This is a genomic window from Pimelobacter sp. 30-1 (assembly GCF_018831735.1).
GTDB lineage: Bacteria > Actinomycetota > Actinomycetes > Propionibacteriales > Nocardioidaceae > Nocardioides.
Genome location: NZ_NHTS01000001.1, coordinates 391,660 through 418,134 on the forward strand (window position 1 = coordinate 391,660; position 26,475 = coordinate 418,134).

The 26,475-nt window shown below is 74.0% G+C and carries 22 protein-coding genes; 19 read left to right on the forward strand and 3 right to left on the reverse strand.

Annotated elements, in window-relative coordinates; all coding sequences use genetic code 11:
• Nucleotides 1-36 precede the first annotated feature (36 nt).
• From ssd to CCO04_RS01855, 7 genes are all read left to right on the forward strand, one after another.
• Nucleotides 37-1,173 (forward strand): septum site-determining protein Ssd, encoded by a 1,137-nt coding sequence (ssd, locus tag CCO04_RS01825; protein WP_215812378.1) that lies wholly within the window; start codon nt 37-39, stop codon nt 1,171-1,173.
• A complete protein-coding gene (locus tag CCO04_RS01830) occupies nt 1,173-2,375 on the forward strand; it encodes a TadA family conjugal transfer-associated ATPase (protein ID WP_215812379.1) in 1,203 nt (400 codons plus the stop codon). Before ssd ends, CCO04_RS01830 begins: the two co-directional genes overlap by 1 nt.
• Nucleotides 2,372-3,184, forward strand: coding sequence for a type II secretion system F family protein (locus tag CCO04_RS01835; RefSeq protein WP_215812380.1), 813 nt, complete (start codon nt 2,372-2,374; stop codon nt 3,182-3,184). The genes CCO04_RS01830 and CCO04_RS01835 overlap by 4 nt, the downstream gene beginning before the upstream one ends.
• The gene (locus CCO04_RS01840; protein ID WP_215812381.1) at nt 3,181-3,930 is read left to right on the forward strand and encodes a type II secretion system F family protein; all 750 of its coding nucleotides are present in this window, start codon (nt 3,181-3,183) and stop codon (nt 3,928-3,930) included. Before CCO04_RS01835 ends, CCO04_RS01840 begins: the two co-directional genes overlap by 4 nt.
• A 169-nt stretch (nt 3,931-4,099) precedes the next feature.
• Complete coding sequence (locus CCO04_RS01845; RefSeq protein ID WP_215812382.1) at nt 4,100-4,351, forward strand: DUF4244 domain-containing protein; 252 nt, start codon at nt 4,100-4,102, stop codon at nt 4,349-4,351.
• Between the two features lie 104 nt (nt 4,352-4,455).
• Nucleotides 4,456-4,791 (forward strand): TadE family type IV pilus minor pilin, encoded by a 336-nt coding sequence (locus CCO04_RS01850; RefSeq protein WP_308281102.1) that lies wholly within the window; start codon nt 4,456-4,458, stop codon nt 4,789-4,791.
• The gene (locus tag CCO04_RS01855; RefSeq protein WP_215812384.1) at nt 4,788-5,348 is read left to right on the forward strand and encodes an Rv3654c family TadE-like protein; all 561 of its coding nucleotides are present in this window, start codon (nt 4,788-4,790) and stop codon (nt 5,346-5,348) included. The genes CCO04_RS01850 and CCO04_RS01855 overlap by 4 nt, the downstream gene beginning before the upstream one ends.
• A gap of 72 nt (nt 5,349-5,420) precedes the next feature.
• On the opposite strand, the gene CCO04_RS01860 is transcribed toward CCO04_RS01855, so the two are convergent.
• Both CCO04_RS01860 and CCO04_RS01865 read right to left on the reverse strand, forming a co-directional pair.
• Nucleotides 5,421-5,732 carry a hypothetical protein gene (locus CCO04_RS01860; protein ID WP_215812385.1) on the reverse strand — a complete coding sequence of 104 codons (312 nt, stop codon included), beginning with the start codon at nt 5,730-5,732 and terminating at the stop codon, nt 5,421-5,423.
• 9 nt (nt 5,733-5,741) lie between these two features.
• Nucleotides 5,742-8,114 (reverse strand): DEAD/DEAH box helicase, encoded by a 2,373-nt coding sequence (locus CCO04_RS01865; RefSeq protein WP_308281103.1) that lies wholly within the window; start codon nt 8,112-8,114, stop codon nt 5,742-5,744.
• Between the two features lie 192 nt (nt 8,115-8,306).
• Here CCO04_RS01865 and CCO04_RS01870 point away from each other — a divergent pair, with 192 nt between their 5' ends.
• The 9 genes from CCO04_RS01870 (at nt 8,307) to topA (ending at nt 22,023) form a co-directional block, all read left to right on the forward strand.
• Nucleotides 8,307-8,639 carry an STAS domain-containing protein gene (locus CCO04_RS01870; RefSeq protein WP_215812387.1) on the forward strand — a complete coding sequence of 111 codons (333 nt, stop codon included), beginning with the start codon at nt 8,307-8,309 and terminating at the stop codon, nt 8,637-8,639.
• A gap of 30 nt (nt 8,640-8,669) precedes the next feature.
• Entirely contained in the window at nt 8,670-10,046 is a 1,377-nt protein-coding gene (locus tag CCO04_RS01875) for a PLP-dependent aminotransferase family protein (RefSeq protein WP_215812388.1), read from the forward strand.
• A gap of 145 nt (nt 10,047-10,191) precedes the next feature.
• Nucleotides 10,192-12,492 (forward strand): sodium-translocating pyrophosphatase, encoded by a 2,301-nt coding sequence (locus CCO04_RS01880; RefSeq protein ID WP_215812389.1) that lies wholly within the window; start codon nt 10,192-10,194, stop codon nt 12,490-12,492.
• Between the two features lie 2 nt (nt 12,493-12,494).
• Complete coding sequence (locus CCO04_RS01885) at nt 12,495-13,286, forward strand: M14 family zinc carboxypeptidase (protein WP_215812390.1); 792 nt, start codon at nt 12,495-12,497, stop codon at nt 13,284-13,286.
• Between the two features lie 66 nt (nt 13,287-13,352).
• Nucleotides 13,353-14,738, forward strand: coding sequence for an Ig-like domain repeat protein (locus CCO04_RS01890; RefSeq protein ID WP_215812391.1), 1,386 nt, complete (start codon nt 13,353-13,355; stop codon nt 14,736-14,738).
• A gap of 40 nt (nt 14,739-14,778) precedes the next feature.
• Entirely contained in the window at nt 14,779-16,569 is a 1,791-nt protein-coding gene (locus CCO04_RS01895) for a lipopolysaccharide assembly protein LapB (protein WP_215812392.1), read from the forward strand.
• 25 nt (nt 16,570-16,594) lie between these two features.
• A complete protein-coding gene (locus CCO04_RS01900) occupies nt 16,595-18,088 on the forward strand; it encodes a class I SAM-dependent methyltransferase (RefSeq protein WP_215812393.1) in 1,494 nt (497 codons plus the stop codon).
• 28 nt (nt 18,089-18,116) lie between these two features.
• Entirely contained in the window at nt 18,117-19,190 is a 1,074-nt protein-coding gene (locus tag CCO04_RS01905) for a DUF2510 domain-containing protein (RefSeq protein WP_215812394.1), read from the forward strand.
• Between the two features lie 109 nt (nt 19,191-19,299).
• Complete coding sequence (gene topA, locus CCO04_RS01910) at nt 19,300-22,023, forward strand: type I DNA topoisomerase (protein ID WP_215812395.1); 2,724 nt, start codon at nt 19,300-19,302, stop codon at nt 22,021-22,023.
• On the opposite strand, the gene CCO04_RS01915 is transcribed toward topA, so the two are convergent.
• A complete protein-coding gene (locus tag CCO04_RS01915; RefSeq protein ID WP_215812396.1) occupies nt 22,020-23,021 on the reverse strand; it encodes a serine hydrolase in 1,002 nt (333 codons plus the stop codon). The genes topA and CCO04_RS01915 overlap by 4 nt on opposite strands.
• Before the next feature lie 68 nt (nt 23,022-23,089).
• Between CCO04_RS01915 and tmk the strand changes: the two genes are divergently transcribed.
• From tmk to CCO04_RS01930, 3 genes are read left to right on the forward strand one after another with little or no spacing between them, the layout of a single operon-like run.
• Nucleotides 23,090-23,749: a dTMP kinase gene (gene tmk / locus CCO04_RS01920; RefSeq protein ID WP_215812397.1), complete on the forward strand. Its 660-nt coding sequence runs from the start codon at nt 23,090-23,092 to the stop codon at nt 23,747-23,749.
• A complete protein-coding gene (locus tag CCO04_RS01925; protein WP_215812398.1) occupies nt 23,746-24,897 on the forward strand; it encodes a DNA polymerase III subunit delta' in 1,152 nt (383 codons plus the stop codon). Before tmk ends, CCO04_RS01925 begins: the two co-directional genes overlap by 4 nt.
• 10 nt (nt 24,898-24,907) lie before the next feature.
• A complete protein-coding gene (locus CCO04_RS01930; protein ID WP_215812399.1) occupies nt 24,908-26,461 on the forward strand; it encodes an alpha/beta hydrolase in 1,554 nt (517 codons plus the stop codon).
• The last annotated feature ends 14 nt before the right edge of the window (nt 26,462-26,475 follow it).

Consider the following 26,475-nt stretch of genomic DNA (forward strand, 5'->3'; position numbering starts at 1 on the left):
GGCGTGGGGTTCGCGGGCCCGGGCGAGAAGGTCGTCATGACCCGCAACCGACCCTCGAACCCGTCCTGGCCCGCCCGTCGTCGTACGGACGGGCCGCCCTTGGTGGTGACCGCTGATGACGCCCTCCTGGCCGAGCTCCTCCCGCTCGCCGCCGCGGCCGACGTGACCCCCGAGATCGCCGGCGACCCCCTGACCGCGCTGGTGACCTGGAGCCGCGCCTCCGTGGTGCTCGTGGGCGCCGACCTCGCCGCCGCCGTGGCGCAGGTGGCGCCCGAGTCCCGGCCGCACGTCTTCGTGCTGAGTCGCGAGCGGGCTCCCGACGACCTCTTCCGCACGACGCTCCACCTCGGTGCCGAGCAGGTCGTCGAGCTGCCCGGATCCGCGGGCTGGCTGGTCGAGCAGCTGGCCGACCTCACCGAGCAGCAGCCCGACCGCGGACGGGTGATCGGCGTCGTCGGCGGTAGCGGCGGGGCCGGGGCGACCACGCTCGCCTGTGCCCTCGGCCAGTGGGCGGCGCGCTCGGGCGCGGCCGCGGTCGTCGACTGCGACCCCCAGGGTCCGGGCCTGGACCGGATGCTCGGGCTCGAGGGACGCGACGGCTTCCGCTGGGACGCCCTGAGCCGGACCACCGGACGGCTCTCCGCGCGCGCCCTGCGCGAGGCCCTGCCCCGCCGCGGCTCGCTCGGGGTCCTCTCGTGGCACGTCGACGCCCGGGTCCCCTCCCTCCAGGCGTTCGCCGTGCGCGAGGTGCTCTCCGCGGCCCGCCGCGGTCACCGCGTGGTCGTCGTCGACCTGCCCCGCTCGCCCGACCCCCTCGTCGACGAGGTGGCCGCCCGCTGCGACCAGCTCCTCGTCGTCACGCTCGCCAGCGTCACCGGCGTCGCCGGCGCGGCCCGGATGCGGACCCGCTTCGCCGACCACGCCGATCCCGCCCTGGTGCTGCGCGGCGAGACGTTCGCGCCCGACGAGGTCGCCCGCGCGGTCGGACTGCCCGTCCTGGTCCAGATGCGCGACCAGCGCGGACTGTCCGAGGCGGTCGACCTCGGCCTCGGACCCCTCCGCTCCCTGCGCGGGCCCCTCGCCCGGGCCGTCGCGGGGATCCTCGGCGAGCCGGCGGCCGGCCCGGGTGCCGCGGTTGCGGCAGCCCGCCCGGCGGGCGAGGCGGTGGCCTGATGGACGCGGACGCCCCCGCCCTCGCCGCCCTGGTCGAGGAGGCGCGCCTCCGGCTCACCGCCGGCCCCGGCGCGCTCAGCCCCCACCGGGTCGCCGAAGCCCTGCGCACCGCCGGCCGCCCGGTCGGCGACGCCGCGGTGCTCGCCGTCTACGAGGCGCTGCGCCGCGACATCATCGGCGCCGGCCCGCTCGACCCCCTCCTGCGCCTGCCCGGCGTCACCGACGTCCTGGTCAACGGACCGGGCCCGGTCCGGATCGACCGCGGCCGGGGCTTGGAGCAGACCGAGGTCCGGATCGACTCCGAGGAGAGCTGCCGCCGCCTGGCCCAGCGCCTCGTCGCCAGCGGCGGCCGTCGCCTCGACGACGCGTCCCCCTACGCCGACGTGCGCCTGCCCGACGGCACCCGCTGCCACGCCGTCCTCGCGCCGCTGGCCCACCCGGGCACGGCCGTCTCGCTCCGCGTCCCGCGCCGCGGCGGCTTCTCGCTCGACGAGCTCCGCACCGCCGGCGCGCTGACCCCCGAGGGACTCGACGTGCTCCACGCCCTCGTCGCGGCCCGCGCCGCCTTTCTCGTCACGGGCGGTACCGGCACCGGCAAGACCACCCTCCTCGCCGCCCTCCTCGCCGCCGTCGACCCCACCGAGCGGATCGTCGTCGTCGAGGACGCCGCCGAGCTCCGCCCCGCCCACCCCCAGGTCGTCGCGCTGGAGGCGCGCCCGGCCAACATCGAGGGCTCCGGCGCCGTCTCCCTGCGCGACCTCGTCCGCCAAGCCCTCCGGATGCGTCCCGACCGCATCGTCGTCGGCGAGGTCCGCGACGCCGCCGTCGTCGACCTGCTGGCCGCGCTCAACACCGGGCACGAAGGGGGCTGCGGGACGCTGCACGCGAACTCGGCGGCCGCCGTACCGGCTCGGGTGGAGGCGCTCGCCCTCAGCGCCGGCCTCGACCGCCCCGCCGCCCACAGCCAGCTCGCCTCGGCCCTCGACGTCGTCCTGCACGTCGTCCGTGAGCGCGGGTCGGGACTCCGCCGCCTCGGCGAGATCGCCGTCCTCGACCGTGACCACCGCACCGGCCTCGTCCGCACCGTCCCCGCGCTCACCTTCCCGGCCGGTTCGTCTGCCGGAGCGGGTGCCGCAGCCGTGCCCGGCCCGGAGCCCGCCGTCAGCGCCCTCCGCACCCTGCTCCGAGGCGGCCCGGCGTGATCGCCGTCGCCCTGACGGTCACCGCCGCGGTCCTCCTCCTGGTCCCGCCGCGCCCGCGCCTCCCCCTCTCCGGCCCACCACACCCCCCGCGCCGCCTGCACGGCCGCTCCCCGCTCCTCCTGACCGCCCTCGCGCTCCCGCTCCTCGCCACCACCGCCGCCGTCTCCCCACGAACCGTGCTCCTGGCCGCCCTCGCCGCCGCCCTCGTCACCGGTGCCCTCCGCCTCCTCGCCGCTCGCCGCCATGACCGCGCCGCCACCGACGTCCGCCGCCGCGTCATCGACCTCTGCGACGTCCTCCGCGCCGAGCTCGCCGCCGGCCAGACCCCCGCCGCCGCCCTCGACCACGCCGCCGCCGAGTGGCCGCCCATCGCCTCCGCCGCCCGCGCCGCCGCCACCGGAGGCGACGTCCCCACCACCCTCCGTACCCTCGCCACCACCCCCGGCGCCGACGCCCTCCGCATCGTCGCCGCCGCCTGGCACGTCTCCCACCGCACCGGCCACGGCCTCGCCGATGTCCTCACCCGCACCGCCACCGACCTCCGCGCCGCCGAGCACACCCGCCGGATCGTCGCCGGCGAGCTCGCCTCCGCCCGCGCCACCGCCCGCCTCCTCGCCGCCCTCCCCTTCCTCACCCTCCTCATCGCCTCCGGGGCCGGTGGGTCCGGATCCGGACCCGAGGCGGGGCCGTGGCGCTTCCTCCTCACCCAGCCCGCCGGCCTCGCCTGCCTCACCGCCGGCCTCGCCTTCGGGTACGCCGGACTCACCTGGATCGAAGCCCTCGCCCGCGACGTCGACCGCCTCTCATGACTGCCCTCACGCTCGCCCATGCCGTCGCGGTCGCCGCCGCGGTCCTCCTGCTCCTGCCTCCGCACCCCCGGCTCGCCCCGCCCTCCAGCTCCGGTCCTGCCTCCCGCCCCGATCCCGCTCCTGGCTCGGGCGCGGATCCCGCGCCCGGCCTGCTCCGCCGCGGCCGACTGATCTGGGCCGTCCTCGCCGGAGCCGGTGCCGCGGCGCTCCTCGGCGGACTCCTCGCCCTCCCCGCCGGTCTCGCCGCAGCTGCCGCGACCTGGATCGCCGCCACCCGCCTCGAGCCGCCTGCCGTCCGGCGCCGTCGGGACGAGGTCCGCCGCGACCTCCCCCACGTCGTCACCCTCCTGGCCGCCGCCCTCCGCTCCGGCCTGGACCCGGCCGCCGCCATCGACCTCGTCTGCAAGGCCCTCCCCGGCCCCGCCGCGGCCCGGCTCGACACCACCGCCGCCCGCCTCCGCCTCGGCGGGGACGCCGCTGCCGCCTGGACCGGCCTCGCCCACGACCCCGACCTCGCCCCCCTCGGCCGGACCCTCGCCCGCGCCCACCGCACCGGAGCCCCGGTCGTCGCCGCGGTCGAACGCCTCGCCGCCGACCTCGCCGCCCACGCTCGTGCCGAGACCGAGGACCGGGCTCGGGCAGTCGGCGTACGTGCCGCCGTACCGCTGGGGTTGTGCCTCCTCCCCGCCTTCCTCCTGCTCGGCATCGTCCCGCTCGCCGTCTCCCTCGCCACCTCCATCGTCTGAACACCCACCGCCCCACCCACCCCACTCCCAACCCCCTTCCTTCCCCACCCCGCCTTCCCGCGCCTTCCCCTCCACAGCCCCGCCCTGCCCCCCACCCCATCCGGCCCATCCCCACGCACGCTCGTCCCTCCACCACCGCCGCACCCGCGGCGCCGACGATCGGAGCGACATGTCCCACCACCCGTCCCACCCGTCCCGCGACCGCCGTCCCAGGTCGTCCCCGTGCCGCCGCCCCGGCCGCCCCCGCCGGTCGAGCCGTGCCGGCCATCAACGTGGCGTCACCACCGCCGAGTACGCCGTCGCCACCGCGGCCGGAGCCGGCTTCGCCGGCCTCCTCTTTAAGCTGCTCACCGGAGGCCTCGGCAACCGCCTCATCACCAGCCTGTTCGACCGCGTTCTGTCGGTCCTCCAGCTCGGATGACTGCCGTGCCCCATCGCCTCCGGACCAGCCCCCAACGGCGCCGGCACCCGCGTGGGCACTCGCGGGGGGACCCGCGCCGAGACCGGTGCCACCAACGCGGCGCCGTGACCGCCGAGCTCGCCCTCGCGCTGCCGATCCTGCTGCTCGTCACCGCGGGCCTCGTCTGGCTCCTCGCGGTCGCCGTCGGCCAGGTCCGTACGGTCGACGCCGCCCGCGAGACCGCCCGCGCCCTCGCCCGCGGCGACGACCCTGAATCCGCGCTCGCCCTCGGCCGTCAGGTCGCTCCCGACGGAGTCCGCCTGTCCGTCACCCACGACGGCGATCAGGTCGTCGTCCACGCCCGCGGCCGGATCGCCGGCCCCGGAGGTCTGTTCCGCTCCCTGCCCGGCGCCGAGCTGCAGGCCGAAGCCGTCGCCCTGACCGAGGAGAAGGCCCCATGATCGCCCGCCGCCCCACCACACCGGAGCGCAGCCGCCTCTTCCGACCGCGCCCAAGGACCCAGTTGCCTGCGTTGCTCGCAGCCCTCCGCGCGCGCCTCGCCTGGCGCCGCCATCGGTACTGCCGCAGCCGCAGTCGCAACCACGCCAGTCACCCCGACGTGGCCGAGGTGGCCGAGGTTGCCGCCGGGGATGGCGTGGACGGAGTGGTCGACACCCAGCGTGGTGGCGCGACTGTGCTGACCGTCGCCATGGCAGGTGTGTTGCTCCTTGCCGGTACCGCGGCCGCAGGTCTCAGCGCCCTGTTCGTCGACCACCGCCGTGCCCAGGCCGCCGCCGACCTGGCCGCCTTGGCCGCCGCGGCTCAGTCCGGACAGGGCCCCACCCCCGCCCCCTGTACGACGGCCGCCCGCGTCGCCAGCGCCAACGGGGCCACCCTGCGCTCCTGCCGCCGCGTCGGACCAGACGTCGTCGTCGCCGTAGCAGTGCAGGGACCCCGCTGGTTCGGCCGCCAAGACGACCTCACGGCCTCAGCCCGCGCCGGCCCCTCGACCCGCTGAGCGGCGAGCCGCCCAGCACGCTCAGACGAGCAGCACGCTCAGACGAGCAGCACGCTCAGCCGAGCAGACCAGTCAGCTGTCCCCGTCGTCCCGCCGCTCACCCCGCCGCTCGAGATCAGCCTCGTCCAGCTTCTCCGACAGCTCAGCAAGCCGCTTGTGCTCCTTGCGGCGCTTCCAGCCCTGCTTCATCCCGCCCTTGATCATCCACAGCCCGAGGACGGTGAGCAGCATGGAGATCGCGCCCCAGAGCACCAGGGTGCGGGGGGCGACGTCCATGTTGAGGATCTCCGCCGAACGATGGTTGTAGTCGATGCTGGCGCCGAAGAAGCTGAGGACGAGCCCGAGCACTCCGAGCACCAGTACGACGAGTCCGAGCAGGAGCATGGCCGCAGGCTACGCCACGTCGGGGGGTGCGGCGGTGAGCAACGCGTCGAGAAGTGCCACGGCGCCCGCTTTGTCGAGGGGGTCGTTGCCGTTGCCGCACTTGGGGGACTGGATGCAGGAGGGGCAGCCGGCGGTGCACTCGCAGGAGGCGATGGTGGCGCGGGTGGCGCGCAGCCAGGAGGCGGCGGTGCGGTAGCCGTGCTCGGCGAAGCCGGCGCCGCCGGGGTGGCCGTCGTGGACGAAGACGGTCAGGACGCCGGTGTCGGGGTGGCGGGCGGTGGAGACGCCGCCGATGTCCCAGCGGTCGCAGGTCGCGAAGAGAGGAAGGAGGCCGATCGAGCAGTGCTCGGCGGCGTGGGCGGCGCCGGGCAGGTCGGCGAGGTCGAGGCCCGCGCGGGCGAGCAGGGGGGTGATGACCTCGTCGGGCACGGTCCACCAGACGGCGGCGGTGGACAGGGTGCGGGCGGGGAGGTCGAGGGGGGTCTCGTCGATGACCTCGCCGGTGCGCAGCCGCCTCCGGAGGTACGACGTCACCTGGTTGGTCACCTCGACGGTGCCGAACGAGACCTGGCAGGGGCCCCAGGCGACGTGCTCGCGCTCGGCGACGATCCGGATGTCGGTGATGTCGCGGGCGGTGGTGGTGTGGTCGACCGAGACCTGGCTGAGGGTGGCGACGCGCTCGTCGAGGTCGAGCTCGTCGACCCGCCAGGTCTGGCCGCGGTGCAGGTAGATCGCGCCGGTGTGGGCGGTGCTGTGGGCGCGGCTGCCGTCGACGGTGCCGACGACGCGGCCGGTGGCGCCCTCGACGAGCTGGACCTGGGCGCCGCCGGCGGAGCGGATGTCGGCGAGGTCGGCGGCGCGGGAGCGGTCGGTCCAGTACCAGCCGGCGGCGCGGCGGCGCAGGAGTCCGCGCTCGACGAGGGAGCCGAGCACCTCGCGCATGCGGGGGCCGAACAGGGGCGCGTCGGCGATGGTGACGGGCAGCTCCTGGGCGGCGGCGCACAGGTGGGGGCCGAGGATGTAGGGGTTGTCGGTGTCGAACACGGTGCCCTCGACGGGGCGGCCGAGCAGGGCGTCGGGGTGGTGCACGAGGTAGGTGTCGAGCGGGTCGTCGCGGGCGACGAAGAGGCCGAGGGCGCCCCCGCCGTCGCGTCCGGCGCGGCCGACCTGCTGCCAGAACGCCGCGCGGGTGCCGGGGTAGCCGGTGACGACGACGGCGTCGAGGCCGCTGACGTCGATGCCGAGCTCGAGGGCGTTGGTGGCGGCCATGCCGAGCAGCCGGCCGCTGCGGAGGTCCTCCTCGAGCGCACGGCGCTCCTCGGGGAGGTAGCCGCCGCGGTAGGAGTCCACCCGTCCGGCCAGCGAGGGGTCGACCTCGGCGACGAGCTCGCCGGCACGCTGGGCGACGGTCTCGACGCCGTGGCGGGAGCGGACGAAGGCGAGGGTGCGCACGTCCTCGACGACGAGGTCGGCGAGCAGGTCGGCGGTCTCGGCGGTGGCGGGACGGCGGACGGGCGCCCCGTTCTCCCCTCGGTACGACGTGAGGGGCGGCTCCCACAGCCCCACCTGGAGCGCGCCGCGGGGCGAGCCGTCGGTGGTCACGGCGGTCACGTCGAGCCCGGTCATCCGCCGCGCGGTGAGGTCGGGGTCGGCGACGGTGGCCGAGGCCAGGATGAACGTGGGCGAGGAGCCGTAGGCCGCGCACACCCGCCGCAGCCGCCGCACGATCTGGGCGACGTGGGCGCCGAACACGCCGCGGTAGTGGTGGCACTCGTCGATGACGACATAGCGCAGCGAGCGGAAGAACTGGGTCCAGCGCTCGTGCCCGGGCAGCAGCGAGCGGTGGAGCATGTCGGGGTTGGAGAGGACGTACTCGCCGTGGTCGCGGGTCCACTCCCGCTCCTCGGGCGTGGAGTCGCCGTCGTGGGTGGCGACGCGGACGTCGAGCCCGAGGTCGTGGATGGCCGACCACTGGTCGTGGGCGAGGGCCTTGGTGGGCGCGAGGTAGAGCACGGCAGTGCCACGCTGGCCCCGCGGGCCGCGGGTGGCGCGGATGTCGGAGAGCGCGGGCAGGAGGTAGGCCAGCGACTTGCCGGACGCCGTCCCGGTGGCGACGACGACGTGCTCGCCGCGGTGGGCCGCCTCGGCGACGGCGACCTGGTGGGCCCAGGGGCGGACGACGCCGCGCGCCTCGTACGCCGCGACGACGGCCGGGTCGGCCCAGGCGGGCCAGTCCGCGTGGACCGCCGCCCGCGCCGAGACCTCACGGCGGTGGGTGAGCCGCTCGGCCCGCCCGGGGAGCGCGGTGAGCCGGTCGAGGAGCGCGCTCGGGTCCCGTCGGCCGGCGGCGGCCGGGAGGCGGAGATCGGGCTGCGCGGTCACGGTTCGATTGTCGCAACCACCCCCGACACAACGGAACACGACGCGGCGGAGAGGGCGGGGAGGCGGCAGGAAGAGGGTCGGCGGGCCGCGGTCCCGTTCCCGCGGATTCCGCACTCGCTGTGCGCCCGGGCGGCCGACATGGTTTGATGAGTGCCACTGCATACGTAGGTGAGTACTCCCGGGGTGAGGGTCGTGAATCTGACACTGTCGACGCGCGAGGTCGGTGGGCGCACCGTCGTTGCCGTAGGTGGCGAGATCGACGTCTACACCGCCCCCAAGCTCCGCGACACGATCACCGAGCTGGTCGCCGCGGGTACGTACCACCTCGTGGTGGACATGGAGGGCGTCGAGTTCCTCGACTCCACCGGTCTCGGCGTGCTGGTCGGCGGCCTCAAGAAGGTCCGCGCCCACGACGGCTCGCTCGAGCTGGTCTGCAACGCCGACCGGCTGCTCAAGATCTTCAAGATCACCGGGCTGGCGAAGGTCTTCGTCATCCACGACTCCGCCGACGCCGCTCTGGCCTGACCGGCCACCGGCACGCCGTACGACGTCCGCGTGCCCGCCACCGTGCGTGAGCTGCTCTCGGCCATCGAGGCCCGCCTCGACGAGCCGACGGCGCGGGGACTCGCGGCCGCCGTCGGCCGGGCCCTGCGCGACGGCGAGCTGACCGGCGGGGAGCGGCTGCCGCCGATCCGCACGGTCGCCCGCGAGCTGGCGCTCTCGCCGACCACGGTGAGCGCGGCGTGGTCGATCCTGGCGCGGGCGGGCGCGATCCGGACGGCGGGGCGCAACGGCACGATCGTGGCCGAGCAGGCGCAGCCGGCCGAGGGCCGGATCCGGCGGGTGGTCGACCCGCGGGCGCAGTTCGCGCTCGACCTGTCCACCGGGGTCCCGGACGTCGCGCTGCTGCCCTCGCTGACCACCGCGCTGCAGGTGCTGAGCACCGCGGGTGCCTCGGAGAGCTACCTGGAGGACCCGGTGCTGCCCGAGCTCCAGGAGCTGATCCTGGAGGACTGGCCGACCCCGGCGTCCTCGCTGGCGATCGTCGACGGCGCGATGGACGCGGTCGAGCTGGTGGTCCGCTCCCAGCTCCAGTACGGCGACACGGTGGTCGTCGAGCACCCCGAGTTCCCGCCCGCGCTCGACATCTTCGAGGCCGCCGGCGTCGGCGTGATCGGCGTCCGCCTCGACGACGAGGGCGTCGTCCCGGCCGAGCTGGAGGCGGCGCTGGCCAAGGGGCCGCGGGCGTTCTTCCTGCAGCCGCGGGCGCACAACCCGACCGGCATCTCCACCACGCCCCGGCGCGCCGAGGAGCTCGCCCGGGTGCTGGAGGAGGCGCCGTCGCCGGTGCTGGTCGTCGAGGACGACTCCGCCGGCGCGATCAGCACCTCGCCGGACGTCAGCCTGGGCGCGTTCCTGCCCGAGCGGACGGTGCACATCCGCAGCTTCGGCAAGTCCCACGGTCCCGACCTGCGGCTGGCGGCGGTGTCCGGTCCCGACGAGGTGCTCGCCGGGATCGCGCGGCTGCGCCAGCTGGGCCAGGGCTGGAGCAGCCGGCTGCTCCAGCGGGTGCTGCTGGAGCTGTTGTCCGACGACGCCGCGGTCGCCCAGGTCGCCGCCGCCCGGACGACGTACGCCGAGCGGCGGGCCGCGTTCTGCGCGGTGCTGCGGCGCCACGACATCGAGGTGACCGGGCGCGACGGGCTCAACGTGTGGGTGCCGGTCCGCGACGAGTCGGCCGCGCTGGTGCGGCTGGCGTCCCTGGGCATCGGCGTGATGCCGGGCGGGCCGTTCCAGGTGTTCCCGGGGGAGGGCGCCTTCGTCCGGGTCACGGTCGGGCTCCTGGACGAGGAGCTCGACGAGCTCGACGAGGTCGCGGAGCGGGTCGCCGAGGCCGCGCAGATGGGCGCTTGGCACAGCCGCGTGCGCTGAGACGACGCTGAGACACGCCCGGGACGTGTGACTCGCGTCACAACGTCCATGTGTTCTACGCCACAGTCTGCGTAGACTCCGGGCCACGATCTCAGACCTGGGTCTCCCATGACCCGAAGCTGAACTCCCCCAGGAGGCAAGTCGTATGCCCCGTCCGCTCGTCGTCGATGTCGAAGTCACCGGGGGCGACCTCGCCCTGGTGGCGATCGTGGCCGTGATCGCTCTCGGATCTCTGGGCATGGCCGTGCTGTTCAGATCGGAGGTCCTCCGCGCCGGCGAGGGCACCGCGAACATGCAGCGGATCGCCCAGGCCGTCCAGGAGGGGGCGAACGCCTACCTCACCCGGCAGTTCCGCACCCTGACGATCTTCGCGGCCATCGCGTTCATCGTCCTCCTCGCGCTGCCAGCCCATACCGCCGACGGCGCCACGGGTCTGCAGTCCGAGTGGGGGGTCCGGATCGCCCGGTCGGTCTTCTTCCTCGTGGGAGCGGGCTTCTCCGGGGCGGTCGGCTACCTCGGCATGTCGCTCGCGGTGCGCGCCAACCTGCGCGTCGCCGCCGCGGCCAACGAGCAGGGCCGCGACCCGGCGATGAACATCGGCTTCCGCACGGGTGCCTTCGTCGGCATGTTCACCGTGGGTCTCGGCCTGCTCGGCGCGAGCGTCGTGGTCATGGTCTTCCAGGAGACGGCGCCCAACGTGCTCGAGGGCTTCGGCTTCGGCGCCGCGCTCCTCGCGATGTTCATGCGGGTCGGCGGCGGCATCTTCACCAAGGCCGCCGACGTCGGTGCCGACCTCGTCGGCAAGGTCGAGCAGAACATCCCCGAGGACGACCCGCGCAACGCCGCGACGATCGCGGACAACGTGGGCGACAACGTCGGCGACTGCGCCGGCATGGCGGCCGACCTCTTCGAGTCGTACGCCGTGACGCTGGTCGCCGCGCTGATCCTCGGGTCGCAGGCCTTCGGCGACCAGGGCCTGGTGTTCCCGCTCATCGTCCCGGCGATCGGCGCCCTCTCGGCCATCGCGGGCGTCTACCTCACCAAGCCCCGCGCCGGCGAGAGCGGCCTGAAGACGATCAACCGGGCGTTCTACCTCTCGGCCGCCGTCGGTCTGGTCGCGAGCGCGATCGCGGCCTTCGTCTACCTCCCGAGCGACTGGTCCGAGCTCGGCACGGGCGTCGAGGCGGACCTCTCGCCGCAGGTGTTCGCCGCCGGAGCGGTGGCGATCGGCATCGTCCTTGCCGCCGCGATCCTCGCGCTCACCGGCTACTTCACCGGCACCGAGCACCGCCCGGTCAACGACGTCGCCCGTACCTCGCTGACCGGCCATGCGACCGTCATCCTGTCCGGCCTCTCGGTCGGTCTCGAGTCCGCGGTCTACACCGCGATCGTGATCGGCGCCGCGGTCTTCGGCGCGGCACTGCTGGCCGGTGGTTCCACGGGTCTGGCGCTGTTCGCCGTCGCGCTGGCCGGTTGCGGCCTGCTCACCACGGTCGGCGTCATCGTCGCGATGGACACGTTCGGCCCGGTCTCCGACAACGCGCAGGGCATCGCGGAGATGTCCGGCGACGTGAGCGAGGACGGCGCGAAGATCCTCACCGAGCTCGACGCGGTCGGCAACACGACCAAGGCGATCACCAAGGGCATCGCGATCGCCACGGCCGTGCTCGCGGCGAGCGCGCTGTTCGCGTCGTACACGCAGAGCGCGTTCGCCGAGGCCGGCGACGTCCTGTACGACGACTTCCTCGTCTACGACGCCAAGCTGATCGTCGGCGCCCTGCTGGGCGCGGGCGTGGTGTTCCTGTTCTCCGGCCTGGCGATCAACGCCGTCGGCCGGGCGGCAGGCGCGGTCGTCTACGAGGTACGCCGCCAGTTCCGCGAGATCCCCGGGATCATGGAGGGCACGGGTCGTCCGGAGTACGGCCGCGTGGTCGACATCGTCACCCGCGACTCGCTGCGCGAGCTGGCGACGCCCGGCATCCTCGCCATCCTGAGCCCGATCGCGGTGGGCTTCGGCCTCGGCGTCGGTCCGCTCGCCGGATTCCTGGTCGGCGCGATCGCGTCCGGCACGCTGATGGCGGTGTTCCTCGCCAACGCCGGCGGGGCCTGGGACAACGCGAAGAAGCTCGTCGAGGACGGTCACCACGGCGGCAAGGGCTCCGAGGCCCACGCCGCGACGGTCACCGGTGACACGGTCGGCGACCCGTTCAAGGACACCGCCGGTCCGGCGATCAACCCGCTCCTCAAGGTGATGAACCTGGTGTCGCTGCTGATCGTGGGCGCTGTCGTCAGCCTCTCCTACGGCGAGGACAAGAACGACGTCGTCCGGATCCTCATCGCGCTGGCCGCGGCCGCGGGCATCTTCGCCGCGGTCTACATCTCCAAGCAGCGGTCCTCCGCGATCGACGACGGCGCCTCCGAGCCCGCCGCGACGGAGGCCGTCTGAGCGTGCGGCGCACCCTGGCCGCGCTGGCGGCGACCTTCGTGGTCGTCGCCGGCGCGGCCGCCGTCGTACCGTCGCCCGCCGCCGAGGCGACCGCACCGCCGGCCCCGAGCGCCGTCGCGGCCCCGCAGGCGCTGACGCGCACCGTGATCGGGCACTCCGTGCGCGGGCGCCCGATCCGCGCGTTCTACCGGGGTGATCCGGGTGCCACCCACGTCCTGCTCGTCCTCGGGCAGATGCACGGCGACGAGAAGGCCGGACCCGCCACGGCGCGCTGGCTCAAGAAGCACCTCACCCCCAAGCCGGGGACCGGGATCTGGGTGATCCCGACGATGAACCCCGACGGCGCCGCTCGTCGTACCCGCACCAATGCGCACGGGGTCGACCTCAACCGCAACTGGCCCACCAGCGGCTGGTCCAGCGCCCGGCGCGGCACCCGCTACTGGGGCGGTCCGCGGCCGGCCAGCGAGCCGGAGACGCAGGCGATGATCGCGTTCCTGCGCGAGATAGCTCCGGACTACATCGCGTCGATCCACCAGCCCCTGCGCGGGATCGGCCGCAGCGGCCGCGACGTCCGCTGGGAGAAGCGGCTCGCCCGCAACCTCCACCTCCCGCGCCGCCACTTCGGCGTCGGCAACCCGTCCGGGACCGTGTCGCCGACGCTGACCGGCTGGTACGACAGCACCCTCGGCCGGCACGGCGTCGCCACCACCATCGAGTACGGCGCCCGCACGTCGGTCCGCTTCCGCACCGCGGTCGCCGGCCGGGGCATCGCCCGCGCGGCGCGGGTCCGCTAGGAATCCCGGAAAACTAGGGGTCTTCCCCTGACGCGGAGCTGCCGTCCCTCCTGGCCGAATGGTGCGGTGACCAGAGCCCTGCGTTTCGTCGCCGTCCTCGTCGCGCTCCTCCTCGGGACCGGCCTCCTGCACCCCACGCCCGCGAGCGCGGCCGATCGCCCCGGCGGCTGGTACGACGGCGGGATCGGCTACACGCAGGTCGTCAACTGCATCGGCCTGATCCAGGGAACGCCCTACACCGAGGCGGGCATCGGCGCGTATGCCGGCTACTGGGCCGATCCGGACAGCGGCGTGCCCGCGGTGGGGCAGACGTTCTGGATCCACTACTCCGTCCACGGCCTGGGCAATCCCTGCCTCGGGGGGACCTACTTCCGCCCGCGGATCGCGCTGCCGCCCGGCGTCGTCTTCGACACCTCCCAGCAGATCCGCTGCGGCTACAACGGGTCCGGCGGACCGGCGCCGATGCAGGGCTGCCCGGGCTGGGGGAACCTCACGAACGGCACGTACTCCAACAACCGCGACCAGGGCCTGTGGGGGGTCGCGCAGGGTGGGCGCTGGGAGTTCCAGTTCCCGGTGCGTGCCACGCAGCCGGTGTCGGGCGCGAACCTGAACATCTCGCTCGACACCCTCGACGGGAACTCGGACAGCACGGTCGCCCTGCGCGCGCCGGTCTACGTGTTCGCGGTCGCCGGCGGTGGGGGGACGCCGGCCACGCCGTCGTACCAGGTGCTGTACGACAACCCGTCGACCGTCGCCGCGACGCACAACCCCGACGGCGGGGTGACGCCGTACGGGATCGTGTCGGAGTTCCAGGCGATCACGAACAACCGGCCGGGCGTGCTGCGGATCGAGTTCGCCACGGGCCTCGACCAGCCGACGTACCAGGTGGAGGTGCCGGTGCCGGCCAACTTCGGGTCGTCCGTCTACGGCTGGACCGACTGGGCGCCGTTCGCGAGCCTGATCGTGCCGGGCCGCAAGAACTACTGGCGCGGCGCGTTCACCCCCACCGGCGGCTCGACCGTCTACGGCCCCCTGCAGACGTTCACGATCGCGAGCTCCGGCAGCGGCGTGACCGGGACCGGGCCGATCGGCGGCACCACCGGCGGTACGCCGGGCGGCCTGTCCGGCAGCTCCGGCACGCTCGGCGGCACGGTCACCTCGCTCAAGGTCGCCGCCCGGGTCAGCGCCAAGGCGGTCGGCAAGGCCCCCACCTCCCGCCGCAAGGCCAAGGTCCAGGTCGTCGTGAAGCCCACCCGCGGCGTCGCGTCCGGCGTCGTGACCGTGACCGACAAGGGCCGCAAGGTCGGCAGCGGGACGCTGCGCGGCGGCAAGGTGCTGGTGACCCTGAAGAAGCTCAAGCCGGGCAAGCACCGCCTCGTCGTGCGCTACGGCGGCAGCCAGGCGACGTCGGCGGCGAGCACGACGCTGGTGATCCGGGTGCGGCGCTCCTGAACCACCCACGCCCACCCTCGTCCGCCGCTACCGTGGCGCGATGGGAGAGGGAAGCGCGCTGCAGCGCGCCGCGGACCTGGCGTTCGCCGGCCGGTACGACGAAGCGCGCGACCTGGTGCGCGGGTGCACGGAGGCGCACCCGGACGACCTGGACGGGTGGGTGCTGCGGGCGCTCCTGGGCCCGTTCTCCGGAGTGGACGGTCCCGGTGGTGCTGCCGAGGCCCTCCCGCACGAGACGGCGACGCTCGGTGGAAACCTGGCCCGGCTCGCGCCGGACCTCGGGATCGGGCACGTCCTGCTGTTCCGGGGGCTGACGGCGATGGGCGAGCTCGGTCGCGCTCATGAAGCGCTGGACCGGGCCCAGCTGCTGGTGCCGGAGATCGTGCTGCCGGAGACCACCGCGACTGCGGGCGTCGCGACCGCGGTTCCGCGGGTGCCGAGCGCGCCGGCCGAGGTGTCGCTCGGCGTCCTGAGGAGCACGGTCCTGGGCGCCATGGGGGAGGACGATCACCGGGTCGTCACCTGGCGATCGCGCGCCTGGACCCAGCTCGCACCGCACGATCCGCTCGCCTGGCGGACCTTGGCGCTGGGTCATGTCGCTCGCGGGCGCACCGAGGTCGCGCTCGACGCCGCCCGGCACCTGGTCCGCGTGGCGCCCGGGGACCCGGCGGCGCACGCGCTCCTCGAGGAGATCACGCAGGGAGGCCACCTCCGGCGCCCGGCCGCGTTGCCGGCCGGGGTCACTCCGCTGCCGCCGGTGCCGGCGTCGGTCCGCGACGCCGATCCGGAGCGGGACGACGAGATCCTGGGGCTCTCGTCCGGAGGCCGGCGCGAGAAGACGTGGAGCCGGCTGGAGGCCGAGCTGGTGGCCGCGCCGGAGGACCCGAGGCTGTGGTGCCTGCGGGCGCTCCTGCACCAGATCGAGGGGGATGCCGAGGCGTGCTTCGCGAGCACCGACACGGCGCTCCTCCACGCTCCTTGGTACGTCGACGCGTGGTGGGCGCGCGCTCGGCTCGAGGTGGCCGGCGACGTCCGGCCTCCGGAGGAGAGCCTGGCAGCGCGGCGCGGGCTGGTCGCGGCGGCACCCTACGTGCGCGAGGCCTACGACGACCTCGCCGCCGCGTTGCTCATCCGGGGCGACGTCGCGGGGGCGTTCGAGGTCGCCGAGGCCGGACTGCGGATGGCGCCGACGCCGCTGGCGGCCTCGGGCGTTCCGGACCGGGACGCCGGCGTACCGCTGGTGGCACCGCTGTGGCTGCGCACCGCCGTGGTCCAGAGCAGGGTCGAGGAGGGTCAGCCCCAGCCACTGCCTCCGCTGCTGGTGTGGTCCCAGCTCCAGCCGCGCGAGCCCGTGCCGTTCCTGGCGATCGCCCAGGCCTGCCAGGCGGCCGAGCGGACCGACGAGATGGACCGCGCGATGATCCTCGCCTGCGAACGGGGCGCGAAGCTCGACCGTCCCGGACCGGATCCGGTCGCCTCCCTGGCCTCGTGGGCGACGCTCGGCGCGCTGGGCGGGTACGCCCTCGTCCGGCGCGGCGGCCTGGGTACGGATGCGCCGGCCCCGCCGTCGACGGTGGTCGCGGTGCTGGTCGGGGGGCTCGCGCTGCTCGGCCTGCTGCTCGGGCTGCCCGCGCTCCGGTCCATGGGGAGGCTCGCGGCCTGGCAGCGCCCGGTGGTGGGCGGTGCCCTGCTGACGACCGTGCTCGTCGGGTGGCTCGCGGTCACCGACGCGGGCGCGGCCGTCGCGTACCCGCTGCTCACCGTGGCGACCGCGGGCTGTGGTGGGTTCGGCCTGTGGTGGGTGCTGCGGGGACGCCGGACGGCGGCCTGAGCGCCCCACGTTCTACCGTTGCTCCGTGCTGCCCGTCGCCCTCGCCGCGCCCCTGCGCGAAGCCCTCCTCGCCGCCGACTTCACCTACGACGCCGTCAGCGACCTGCTCGGCCCGGAGGCGCACCAGGCGCTCTCGCGCAACGAGACCCGCCCCGGCCTGCGCCGTACGACGGACGGGAGCCCGCTGGCGACGCTGGTCCGGCTCTTCCTGCTGCAGGCCGCGGTGCCGGTGTCCGAGGCGGAGCGGGCGCTGCCCGGGCTGGTCGACCGGCTGGCCAATGCGGGCGCGCTGGTGCAGAGCGTGGGGGAGGTCGCGGCGCGGCTCGACGTACGCCCCTACGGGTCCGAGGAGGGGGACCTGTGGGTGGTCAGCGACCTGACTCCGGGGCTGGACGGGATCCCGACGGCGGTGACCGGTGACTACGTGCTGGGGATCAGCCCGGCGTCGTCGAGCCTGGCCCAGCTGACGCTGCGGCACGACGTGGGGACCGCGCTCGACCTCGGGACCGGGTGCGGGGTCCAGGCGCTGCACCTGGCGGCGCACAGCGACCGGGTGGTCGCGACCGACGTCAACCAGCGGGCGCTGGCGATCGCCCGGTTCAACGCGGCGCTCAACGACGTCGACGACAAGATCGACGTGCGCGAGGGGTCGTTCTTCGGGCCGGTCGCGGGGGAGCGGTTCGACCTGATCGCGACCAACCCGCCGTTCGTGATCTCGCCGGCGACCGGTGAGCGCCTCGTCTACCGCGACTCGGGGCTGCCGGGTGACCAGGTCGTCGAGCACATCGTCCGGACCGCGCCCGACCACCTGACCGACGGCGGCTGGTGCCAGGTGCTCGCCAACTGGGTCATCGAGAAGGACCGGCCCTGGGACGAGCGGATCGGCGGCTGGCTGCCCGACGAGTGCGACGCGCTGGTGGTCCAGCGCGAGGTGCTCGACCCGGCGTCGTACGTCGAGCTGTGGCTCAAGGACTCCGGGCACCACCCGGCGACCGGTGGCGACCCCGCGACCTACGGCCGGCGCTACGACACGTGGCTGTCCTGGCTGGAGCAGCAGGGTGTGGCCGGCGTCGGTTTCGGCTGGCTCAACCTGCGCCGGCGCGCGGACGTCGCGCCGGGCGCGCTGGTCCGCGACCTCCTCGAGTGGCCGTACGACGTCGAGCAGCCCATCGCCCCGGCGATCTCGGCGTGGGCCGACTCGTCCCTGGCCGCGCGGTCGCTGGACGCGGACACTCACCTGGTGTTGCGCGAGGACGTCGTCCAGGAGACCTCCGGCCCCGTCGGTGGCGAGGACCCGGCCACGATCGTGCTCCGCCAGCAGCGCGGGTTCCGCCGCGCCCGCCAGGTCGACACGGTCGTCGCGGCGGTGGCCGGCGCGTGCGACGGCGAGCTCGCCGTGGGTCCGCTGGTCGACGCCGTCGGGCAGCTCCTGGACCGCGACCCGGCCGGTCTGCGGGAGGTCTACCTGCCCGAGCTGGCCGAGCTCGTGGCCGAAGGGTTCCTCGCGCCCGGCGAGTGACCACGCCGCCGTGCGGCAGACTGGGCGCGTGACGAACGCAGGCTGGTACCCCGACCCCGCTGGCGCGCCCGACACCTACCGGTACTGGGACGGCCAGGCGTGGAGCCAGATGACCACGACGCAGCCGTCCGGCGGCGGCGCGGCCTCCTCGGCTCCCGCGACGCCTCCGGCCCCGCCGGCGACCCCGCCGGCACCGGAGGTCCCGCCGACCGCGGCCACCGCGCTGCCCCCGGCCCAGCCGGCGTACCAGCAGCAGCCGTACCAGCAGCCGTACCAGCAGCAGCCGCAGTACCAGCAGCAGCCCCAGCCCACCTGGAGCCCGACCCCGCCCCCGGGCGGCACCGGCGGCACCGGCGGTGGGAGCACCGGCAAGACGGTCGGCATCGTCGTCGCGGCGGTCCTCGTCCTGGCCCTGCTCGGTGTGGGCGGCTTCTTCGGCATCCGCGCGCTCAGCGGTGACGACGACGGCGGCGGCGACAAGAAGGCCGACGACCCCACGTCGCAGACCAGCGACGGCCCGACCGACGAGACCTCGTCGACCGTGCGCCCGACCGGCATCCAGTGCACCGGCGGCAAGCCGGAGCCGGCTACCGCCCCGGACCCGAGCGCCACGACGCTCACGGGCGGCGGTCTCAGGATCCCCAAGCTCGACGGCTACACCACCGACGCACGCCAGTCGCCGGCGCACACCTATGCCGACGGGTTCATCTCCCAGGTCGCCGAGGTCGTGCCCCAGAAGTGGATCTCGCTCTACGGCGTCGGTGCGATCCCGCGCGCCCACGGCTTCGAGGGCGTCGACTCCACGGCCGAGATCATCATGCAGTGCCTCACCACCAACGACCAGATCTACAAGGGCTTCTCGGAGCGTACGGACCTGAAGCGTGAGGAGATCTCCGTCGACGGCAAGCCGGCCTACCGGATCACCTCGGAGATCCGGGTCAAGGGCCAGGGCCTCCCGATCGAGGGGGACGTCACCACGGTCGTGATCGTCGACACGGGCGACCCGGCGTCGTACGGCGTGTTCATCGGGGTCGCGCCCATCGGGGACGACGCCCGGATCGCCCAGGAGGAGCAGGTCATCGGGGAGATCTCTGTCGGCTGAGAGGCCTCCCCGACCGTCCCACCTGGACGCCGCTCGCCACCCTGCTGGACACCACGCGCTACCGTGAACCGCCGGATCAGGCAGCGCACAAGTAGCAGAGAAGGTCTCCGTGTCCCACAAGTTGGTGATCGTCGAGTCGCCGGCGAAGGCCCGCACCATCGGCGGGTACCTCGGCGACGGCTTCGTCGTCGAGTCCTCCATCGGCCACATCCGGGATCTCCCGAACAACGCCGCCGACACCCCGGCCAAGATCAAGGACAAGCCGTGGGGTCGGCTGGCGATCGACGTGGAGCACGACTTCACGCCGTACTACATCGTCCCGCGCGACAAGAAGTCCCACATCGCCAAGCTCAAGCAGCTCCTCAAGGACGCCGACGAGCTCTACCTCGCCACCGATGAGGACCGCGAGGGCGAGGCGATCGCCTGGCACCTCCTCGACGAGCTCAAGCCCAAGGGCATCCCGGTCAAGCGGATGACCTTCAACGAGATCACCCGGGCGGCCATCCAGGCCGCCGCCGCCAACACCCGCGACCTCGACATGGACCTCGTCGAGGCCCAGGAGACGCGCCGCATCCTCGACCGTCTCTACGGGTACGAGGTCTCGCCGGTGCTGTGGCGCAAGGTGATGTCGGGTCTGTCGGCCGGCCGTGTGCAGTCCGTCGCGACCCGGCTCGTGGTCGACCGCGAGAAGGAGCGGATGGCCTTCAAGGTCGCCTCCTACTGGGACCTCGAGGGCACCTTCGACGCCGGCTCCGCGCACGACCAGCGGATGTTCCCGGCCAAGCTCTACAGCGTCGACGGGACGCGGGTGGCGAGCGGCTCGAACTTCGGGCAGGACGGCCAGCTCAAGGCGCGCGCCGACGTCGTCCACCTCGACCAGCGGCGGGCCCAGGCGCTCGTCAGCGGCCTCGCCGACAGCACGTACGACGTCCGGTCGGTCGAGTCCAAGCCCTACCGCCGTTCCCCCTACGCCCCCTTCCGCACGACCACGCTCCAGCAGGAGGCCAGCCGCAAGCTCGGCATGAGCTCGAGCGTGACGATGTCGGTCGCGCAGCGGCTGTACGAGAACGGCTTCATCACCTACATGCGTACCGACTCGACGACGCTGTCGGGCAGCGCCATCGGGGCGGCGCGGGCACAGGTGCAGGAGCTCTACGGCGCGGAGTACCTCCCCGACGCCCCCCGCACCTACGCCAACAAGGTCAAGAACGCCCAGGAGGCGCACGAGGCGATCCGTCCGGCGGGCGACTCGTTCCGCACGCCGGCCCAGACCGGCCTCAAGGGCGACCAGTTCCGGCTCTACGAGCTGATCTGGATGCGCACCGTCGCCTCGCAGATGAAGGACGCCGTCGGCCAGTCCGTCACGATCCGCCTCGGCGGCGCGGCGAGCACCGGTGAGGACGTCGTCTTCTCCGCGTCCGGCCGGGTGATCACGTTCCACGGGTTCCTCAAGGCCTACGTCGAGGGCACCGACGACAACGCGGCCAAGGACGACCAGGAGACCCGGCTCCCCAACCTGCACGAGGGCGACCGGGTCTCGGCCGCGTCGCTGAGCGCCAACGGTCACGAGACCAAGCCGCCGGCCCGCTACACCGAGGCCACGCTCATCAAGGAGCTCGAGGAGCGCGAGATCGGCCGCCCGTCGACGTACGCGTCGATCATCGGGACGATCCTCAACCGCGGCTACGTCTACAAGAAGGGCACCGCGCTGGTGCCGGCGTGGATCGCGTTCTCGGTGATCCGGCTGCTCCAGGAGCACTTCTCGCGGCTGGTCGACTACGACTTCACCGCGGGCATGGAGACCGTCCTCGACGACATCGCCAAGGGCCAGAAGGACCGGGTCAGCGAGCTCAGCGAGTTCTACTACGGCTCCGACCGCCTCGAGGGCCTGCAGCCGCTGGTGACCGGGCTCGGCGACATCGACGCCAAGGAGCTCGCGACCTTCCCGGTCGGCGACGAGGACGACGGCATCCACCTGCGGGTCGGCAAGTACGGCCCCTACCTCGAGGGCCCCGGCGACGACGGCGCGGCGTTCGCCAAGCGTGCCAACGTGCCCGAGGACCTCCCGCCGGACGAGCTGACCGTGGCCAAGGCCAAGGAGCTGCTCGCCAACCCGGCCGGCGAGGAGATCGATCTCGGCGTCGACCCCGAGACCGGCCTGCAGGTCGTCGCCAAGAACGGCCGCTTCGGTCCCTACGTCACCGAGGTGCTGCCGGAGGACGCGCCCAAGAGCGCCAAGCCGCGCACCGGCTCGCTGTTCAAGTCGATGTCGCTCGACACCGTCACGCTCAGCGACGCGGTCAAGCTGCTCGCCCTGCCGCGCGTCGTCGGCGCCGGCGAGGACGGCGAGGAGATCACCGCCCAGAACGGCCGCTACGGGCCGTACCTCAAGAAGGGCACCGACTCGCGCTCGCTCACCAGCGAGGACCAGATCTTCGGGATCACGCTCGACGAGGCGCTCAAGATCTACAGCCAGCCCAAGCAGCGCGGCCGAGCCGCCGCGGCGCCGCCGCTCAAGGAGCTGGGCAACGACCCGGTCTCCGGGCAGCCGGTGGTCGTCAAGGCCGGCCGGTTCGGCGAGTACGTCACCGACGGTGAGTACAACGCGACCCTGCGCAAGGACGACTCGGTCGAGGAGATCACCCTCGAGCGCGCCGCTGAGCTGCTGGCCGAGCGCCGGGCCAAGGGCCCCGCCAAGAAGGCGGCCAAGAAGGGCGCGAAGAAGGCCGCCGCGAAGAAGACGCCGGCCAAGAAGGCGGCTGCGAAGAAGACGACCACCAAGAAGGCCGCGGCCAAGAAGGCGCCGGCCAAGAAGGCCGCCAAGAAGGCCTAGCCCGCGTCCTGCCACGCCCGGAGCACCGCGGCGACGACCTCGCCGCCGCGGTCCCCGTCCGTGAGGACGACGAGGCCGACGCCGGCCGTCGGGTTGACCCGGAGCTCGGCGTGGAAGCCACGGTTGACGCCGAGGTGGCCGACGGTGGCGCCGTCGTCCCCGATCTCGGTGCCGAGGCCGTAGCGGCCGTCGGTGCCGGCGGCCGGGGTGCGCATCCGGACGGCGCGCGGGTCCGCGGAGCCGAGCCAGCCGGCGAACCGGGCGAGGTCGGCGGCGGTCGCGCAGAGGCCGGCGGCCGCGGCCTCGGCGTACCGGAGCGTGGCGCCGGGGCAGGCGTAGCCGCTCGCGGTCATCCGCAGGGGTGTGAGCACGGTCCGTTGCACGACGTCGGCGAACGGCTCCCCGGTCACCTCCTCGACCACCTCCTGGGCGATCGTGAACCCGCCGCCGGAGTAGGCGTAGGTGCCCGGCTCCTCGCTCTGCCGGATGCCGTCGAGCGCCTCGGCCGTCGTCGGCAGCGGCCGGACCGCCGGGCGCCCGCGGTAGCCCGGCGTACCGATGCCGGCGGTGTGCGACAGCAGCCGGCGCAGGGTGACCGCGTCCGGGTCGGGGAACTCGGCGGGCAACCGCCACGCCCGCAGGTACGACGACACGGGCGCGTCGAGGTCGAGGATCCCCTCGTCGGCCAGGGTGAGCACGGCCGCGGCCGCGACGGTCTTGGAGATCGAGCCCACCTGGAGCAGCTGGCCCTCCGGTACGCCGAAGCCGCGGGTCCAGGCGACCTCGCCGTCCTTGCTCACGCCGACGGTGACGCCGGGGACGTCCGCGTCGCGCTGCGCGGGCGGGACGGCGTCCGTGATCGCGCGGGTGACCGCGGCCAGGTCGCGGGGCGCCGGGAGCGCGTGGGAGACGCTGTCGTCGCGCAGGAGCCACCAGCCGAGGGCGGCACCGCCGACGAGCAGGAGGACGACGCCGAGGGCGGTCTTGGTGGTCCACATGACAACGCGAGCGTAGGACGGTCGCCCCGGACGTGGCACGTGTCGGACCCGTCTCGTAGGTTCAACCCGTGACCCGCTATCCCGGCCGCTACACCTCGACCGGCGTCTTCGTGTGCTTCGAGGGCGGTGAGGGCGGCGGCAAGTCGACCCAGTCACGGCTGCTGCGCGACCGGCTGGCCGAGCAGGGCTACGCCGTGCGGCTCACCCACGAGCCCGGCGACACCCCGGTCGGCAAGGACCTGCGCCGGATCGTGCTCAGCCCCGAGACCGGCGAGCTCGCCCACAAGACCGAGTTCCTGCTCTACGCCGCCGACAAGGCCGAGCACGTCGAGACCCTCGTGCTGCCCGCGCTCGACCGCGGCGAGGTCGTCATCACCGACCGGTACGTCGACTCGACCCTCGCCTACCAGGGCGCCGGCCGCGCGCTCGACCGCGACGAGCTCGAGGAGGTCTCCCGGTGGGCCACCGGCGACCTGCGCCCGCACCTGACCGTCGTCCTCGACCTGGAGCCCGAGGCCGGCCTGGGCCGGTTCGAGGAGCGCGACCGGATCGAGGGGGAGGGCCTGGCCTTCCACCAGCGGGTACGGCAGTCGTTCCTCGACCTCGCCGCGCACGACCCCGCGCACTACCTCGTCGTCGACGCCCGTGGCACGATCGACGAGATCGCCGCCCTCATCGCGGCGCGGGTGGCGCCGCTGCTGGCCCAGGCACGGAGGATGGCACCGTGAGCGTCTGGGACACCCTCGTCGGGCAGAAGCCGACCGTCGCCGCGCTCGAGAAGGCCGTCGCCGGCCAGGGCATGACCCACGCCTGGCTGTTCACCGGTCCGCCGGGATCGGGTCGGTCCAACGCGGCGATCGCGTTCGCCGCGGCGCTCCAGTGCGACCAGGGCGGACGCGGGCCCGACTGCCCCGACACGTGCCACACCTGCCACACCGTGCTCGCCGGCTCGCACGCCGACGTCTCGGTGATCCGCACCCAGAAGCTGTCGATCGGCGTCGACGAGGTCCGCGACCTGGTCCGCCGGGCGTCGCTGAGCCCGATGGGCGACCGCTGGCAGATCCTCATCGTCGAGGACGCTGACCGGCTCACCGAGCAGGCGTGCAACGCCCTGCTCAAGGCGATCGAGGAGCCCAACGGCCGCACGATCTGGATGCTGTGCGCGCCGACCGTCGAGGACGTGCTGCCCACCATCCGCTCGCGCTGCCGCCTGGTCACCCTCGCGACGCCGACGACCGAGGAGGTCGCCGGCTTCCTGCAGGCACGGGGCGTCGAGGCCGGGCGGGCGTCGTACGCGGCGCGGGCGAGCCAGGGACACATCGGCCGGGCCCGGGCGCTGGCCTTCGACGACGACGTGAGCCGCCGGCGCCAGGAGGTCGTCAGCATGCCCGTGCGGCTGACCACCCTCGGCCGCTGCATGGACGCCGCCACGCGCCTCGCGAGCGCCGCCAAGGACGAGGCCGACGCGATCACCGCCGAGCTCGACGCGCGCGAGAAGGTCGACCTCGACGCGGCCTACGGCGTGGTCGAGCGCGGCCGGCGCCCCCGCGAGTACGGCCCCGCCCTCGCCGCCCTCGAGAAGGGCCAGCGCACCCGCGCCAAGCGGCGCCACCTCGACGTCGTCGACCGCGGCCTGACCGACCTGATGTCGGTCTACCGCGACGCCATCGCACTCGCGACCGGAGCCCCCGGCGAGCTGGTCAACGAGGACATCCGGGAACAGGTCCAGACCATCGTCGAGACCTCCACCCCCGAGCTGAACCTCCGCAGGATCGGTTGGATCTTCGCCGCGCGGGAACAGATGCTGGAGTTCAACGTGCCGGTGGCTTTGGCCCTGGAGTCGATGATGGTGGCGTTGAAGGCGCCACAACGATGAGGAGCTGCTGGTGAGCAAGAAGTTGATCGTCGCGGTCGTCGTGGTGTGGGCCCTCGTGCTCGCCGGCGGCGTCGGCATCGGAGTGGTGCTGCTGACCAGCGGCGACGACTCCGACGAGCCGGCCGCCGACTCCTCCACGCCGCCCCCCGCGCAGACCCAGGGCGCGGACGGTCGCACGATCGAGGACTTCTACCAGCAGAAGCTCAGCTGGTCGGCCTGCGGCGCCGACGAGTGCACCACCCTCCAGGTCCCCATCGACTACCAGAAGCCCGGCGACGGCTCGATCGAGATCGCCCTCGAGCGGGCCAAGGCGACCGGCGAACGGATCGGCTCCCTGGTGATCAACCCGGGCGGTCCCGGTGCTCCCGGCACCTCCACCGTCCGTGACGCGCAGTACTACTTCGCGCCCGAGCTGCGGGCGGCGTACGACATCGTGGGCTTCGACCCCCGCGGTACCGGCAAGTCCGCCCCCGTCGACTGCCTGAGCGACTCCGCCCTCGACGCCTACATCGCCGCCGACCCCGACCCGGACACCCCCGAGGAGCTGAAGCAGGCCACCGAGAACTCCGCGGACTTCTGGGCCGGCTGCAAGGCCCGCTCCGGCACCCTCGGCGCCCACGTCAGCACCGTCGAGGCCGCCCGCGACATGGACGTCCTGCGCGCCGCCCTCGGCGAGGACAAGCTCGACTACCTCGGCTTCTCCTACGGCACCCGCCTCGGCGCGACGTACGCCGAGCTCTACCCCGAGAACACCGGACGCCTCGTCCTCGACGGCGCCATCGACCCCTCGCTGTCCTCGCGCGACGGCGCCCTCAGCCAAGCCGCCGGCTTCGAGACCGCCCTGCGCTCGTACGTCGGCAGCTGCGTCGCCGACGGCGACTGCTTCCTCGGCGACAGCGTCGACGCCGGCCTGAAGACCATCAAGGGCCTGCTCGACGACATCGACGCGAAGCCGCTCGAGACCAAGGACGCCGAGGGCCGCAAGCTCACCGTCGGCCTCGCCTTCTACGGCCTGATCACCCCCCTCTACGCCAAGGACAACTGGTCCTTCCTCGACGACGGCCTCAAGGCCGCCCTCAAGGGCGACGGCTCGACCCTCCTGCAGCTCTCCGACTTCTACGGCTCCCGCGAGGGCGGTCGCTACACCGACAACAGCCTCGAGGCCATCTCCGTCATCAACTGCCTCGACGACCCCTGGTCCATCACCCCCGACCAGGTCCCCGGCCAGTTCGCCGACTTCGAGAAGGCCTCACCCACCTTCGGCAAGGTCTTCGCCTGGGGCCTGACCGCCTGCGACGGCGACCCCTTCACCGCCACCGACGAGCCCGACCTCAAGATCGACGGCTCCGGCGCGGCCCCCCTCGTGGTCCTCGGCACCACGCGGGACCCCGCGACGCCGTACAAGGAGGCGGTGGCGATGGCCGAGCAGCTCGAGTCCGCCGTCCTGGTCACCCGCGAGGGGGACGGGCACACGGCGTACAACAAGGGGAACAGCTGCATCGACGACGCCGTCCACGCCTACCTCATCGACGGCAAGGTCCCCCGGGACGGCCTGACCTGCTGAAGCCGACCCGGATT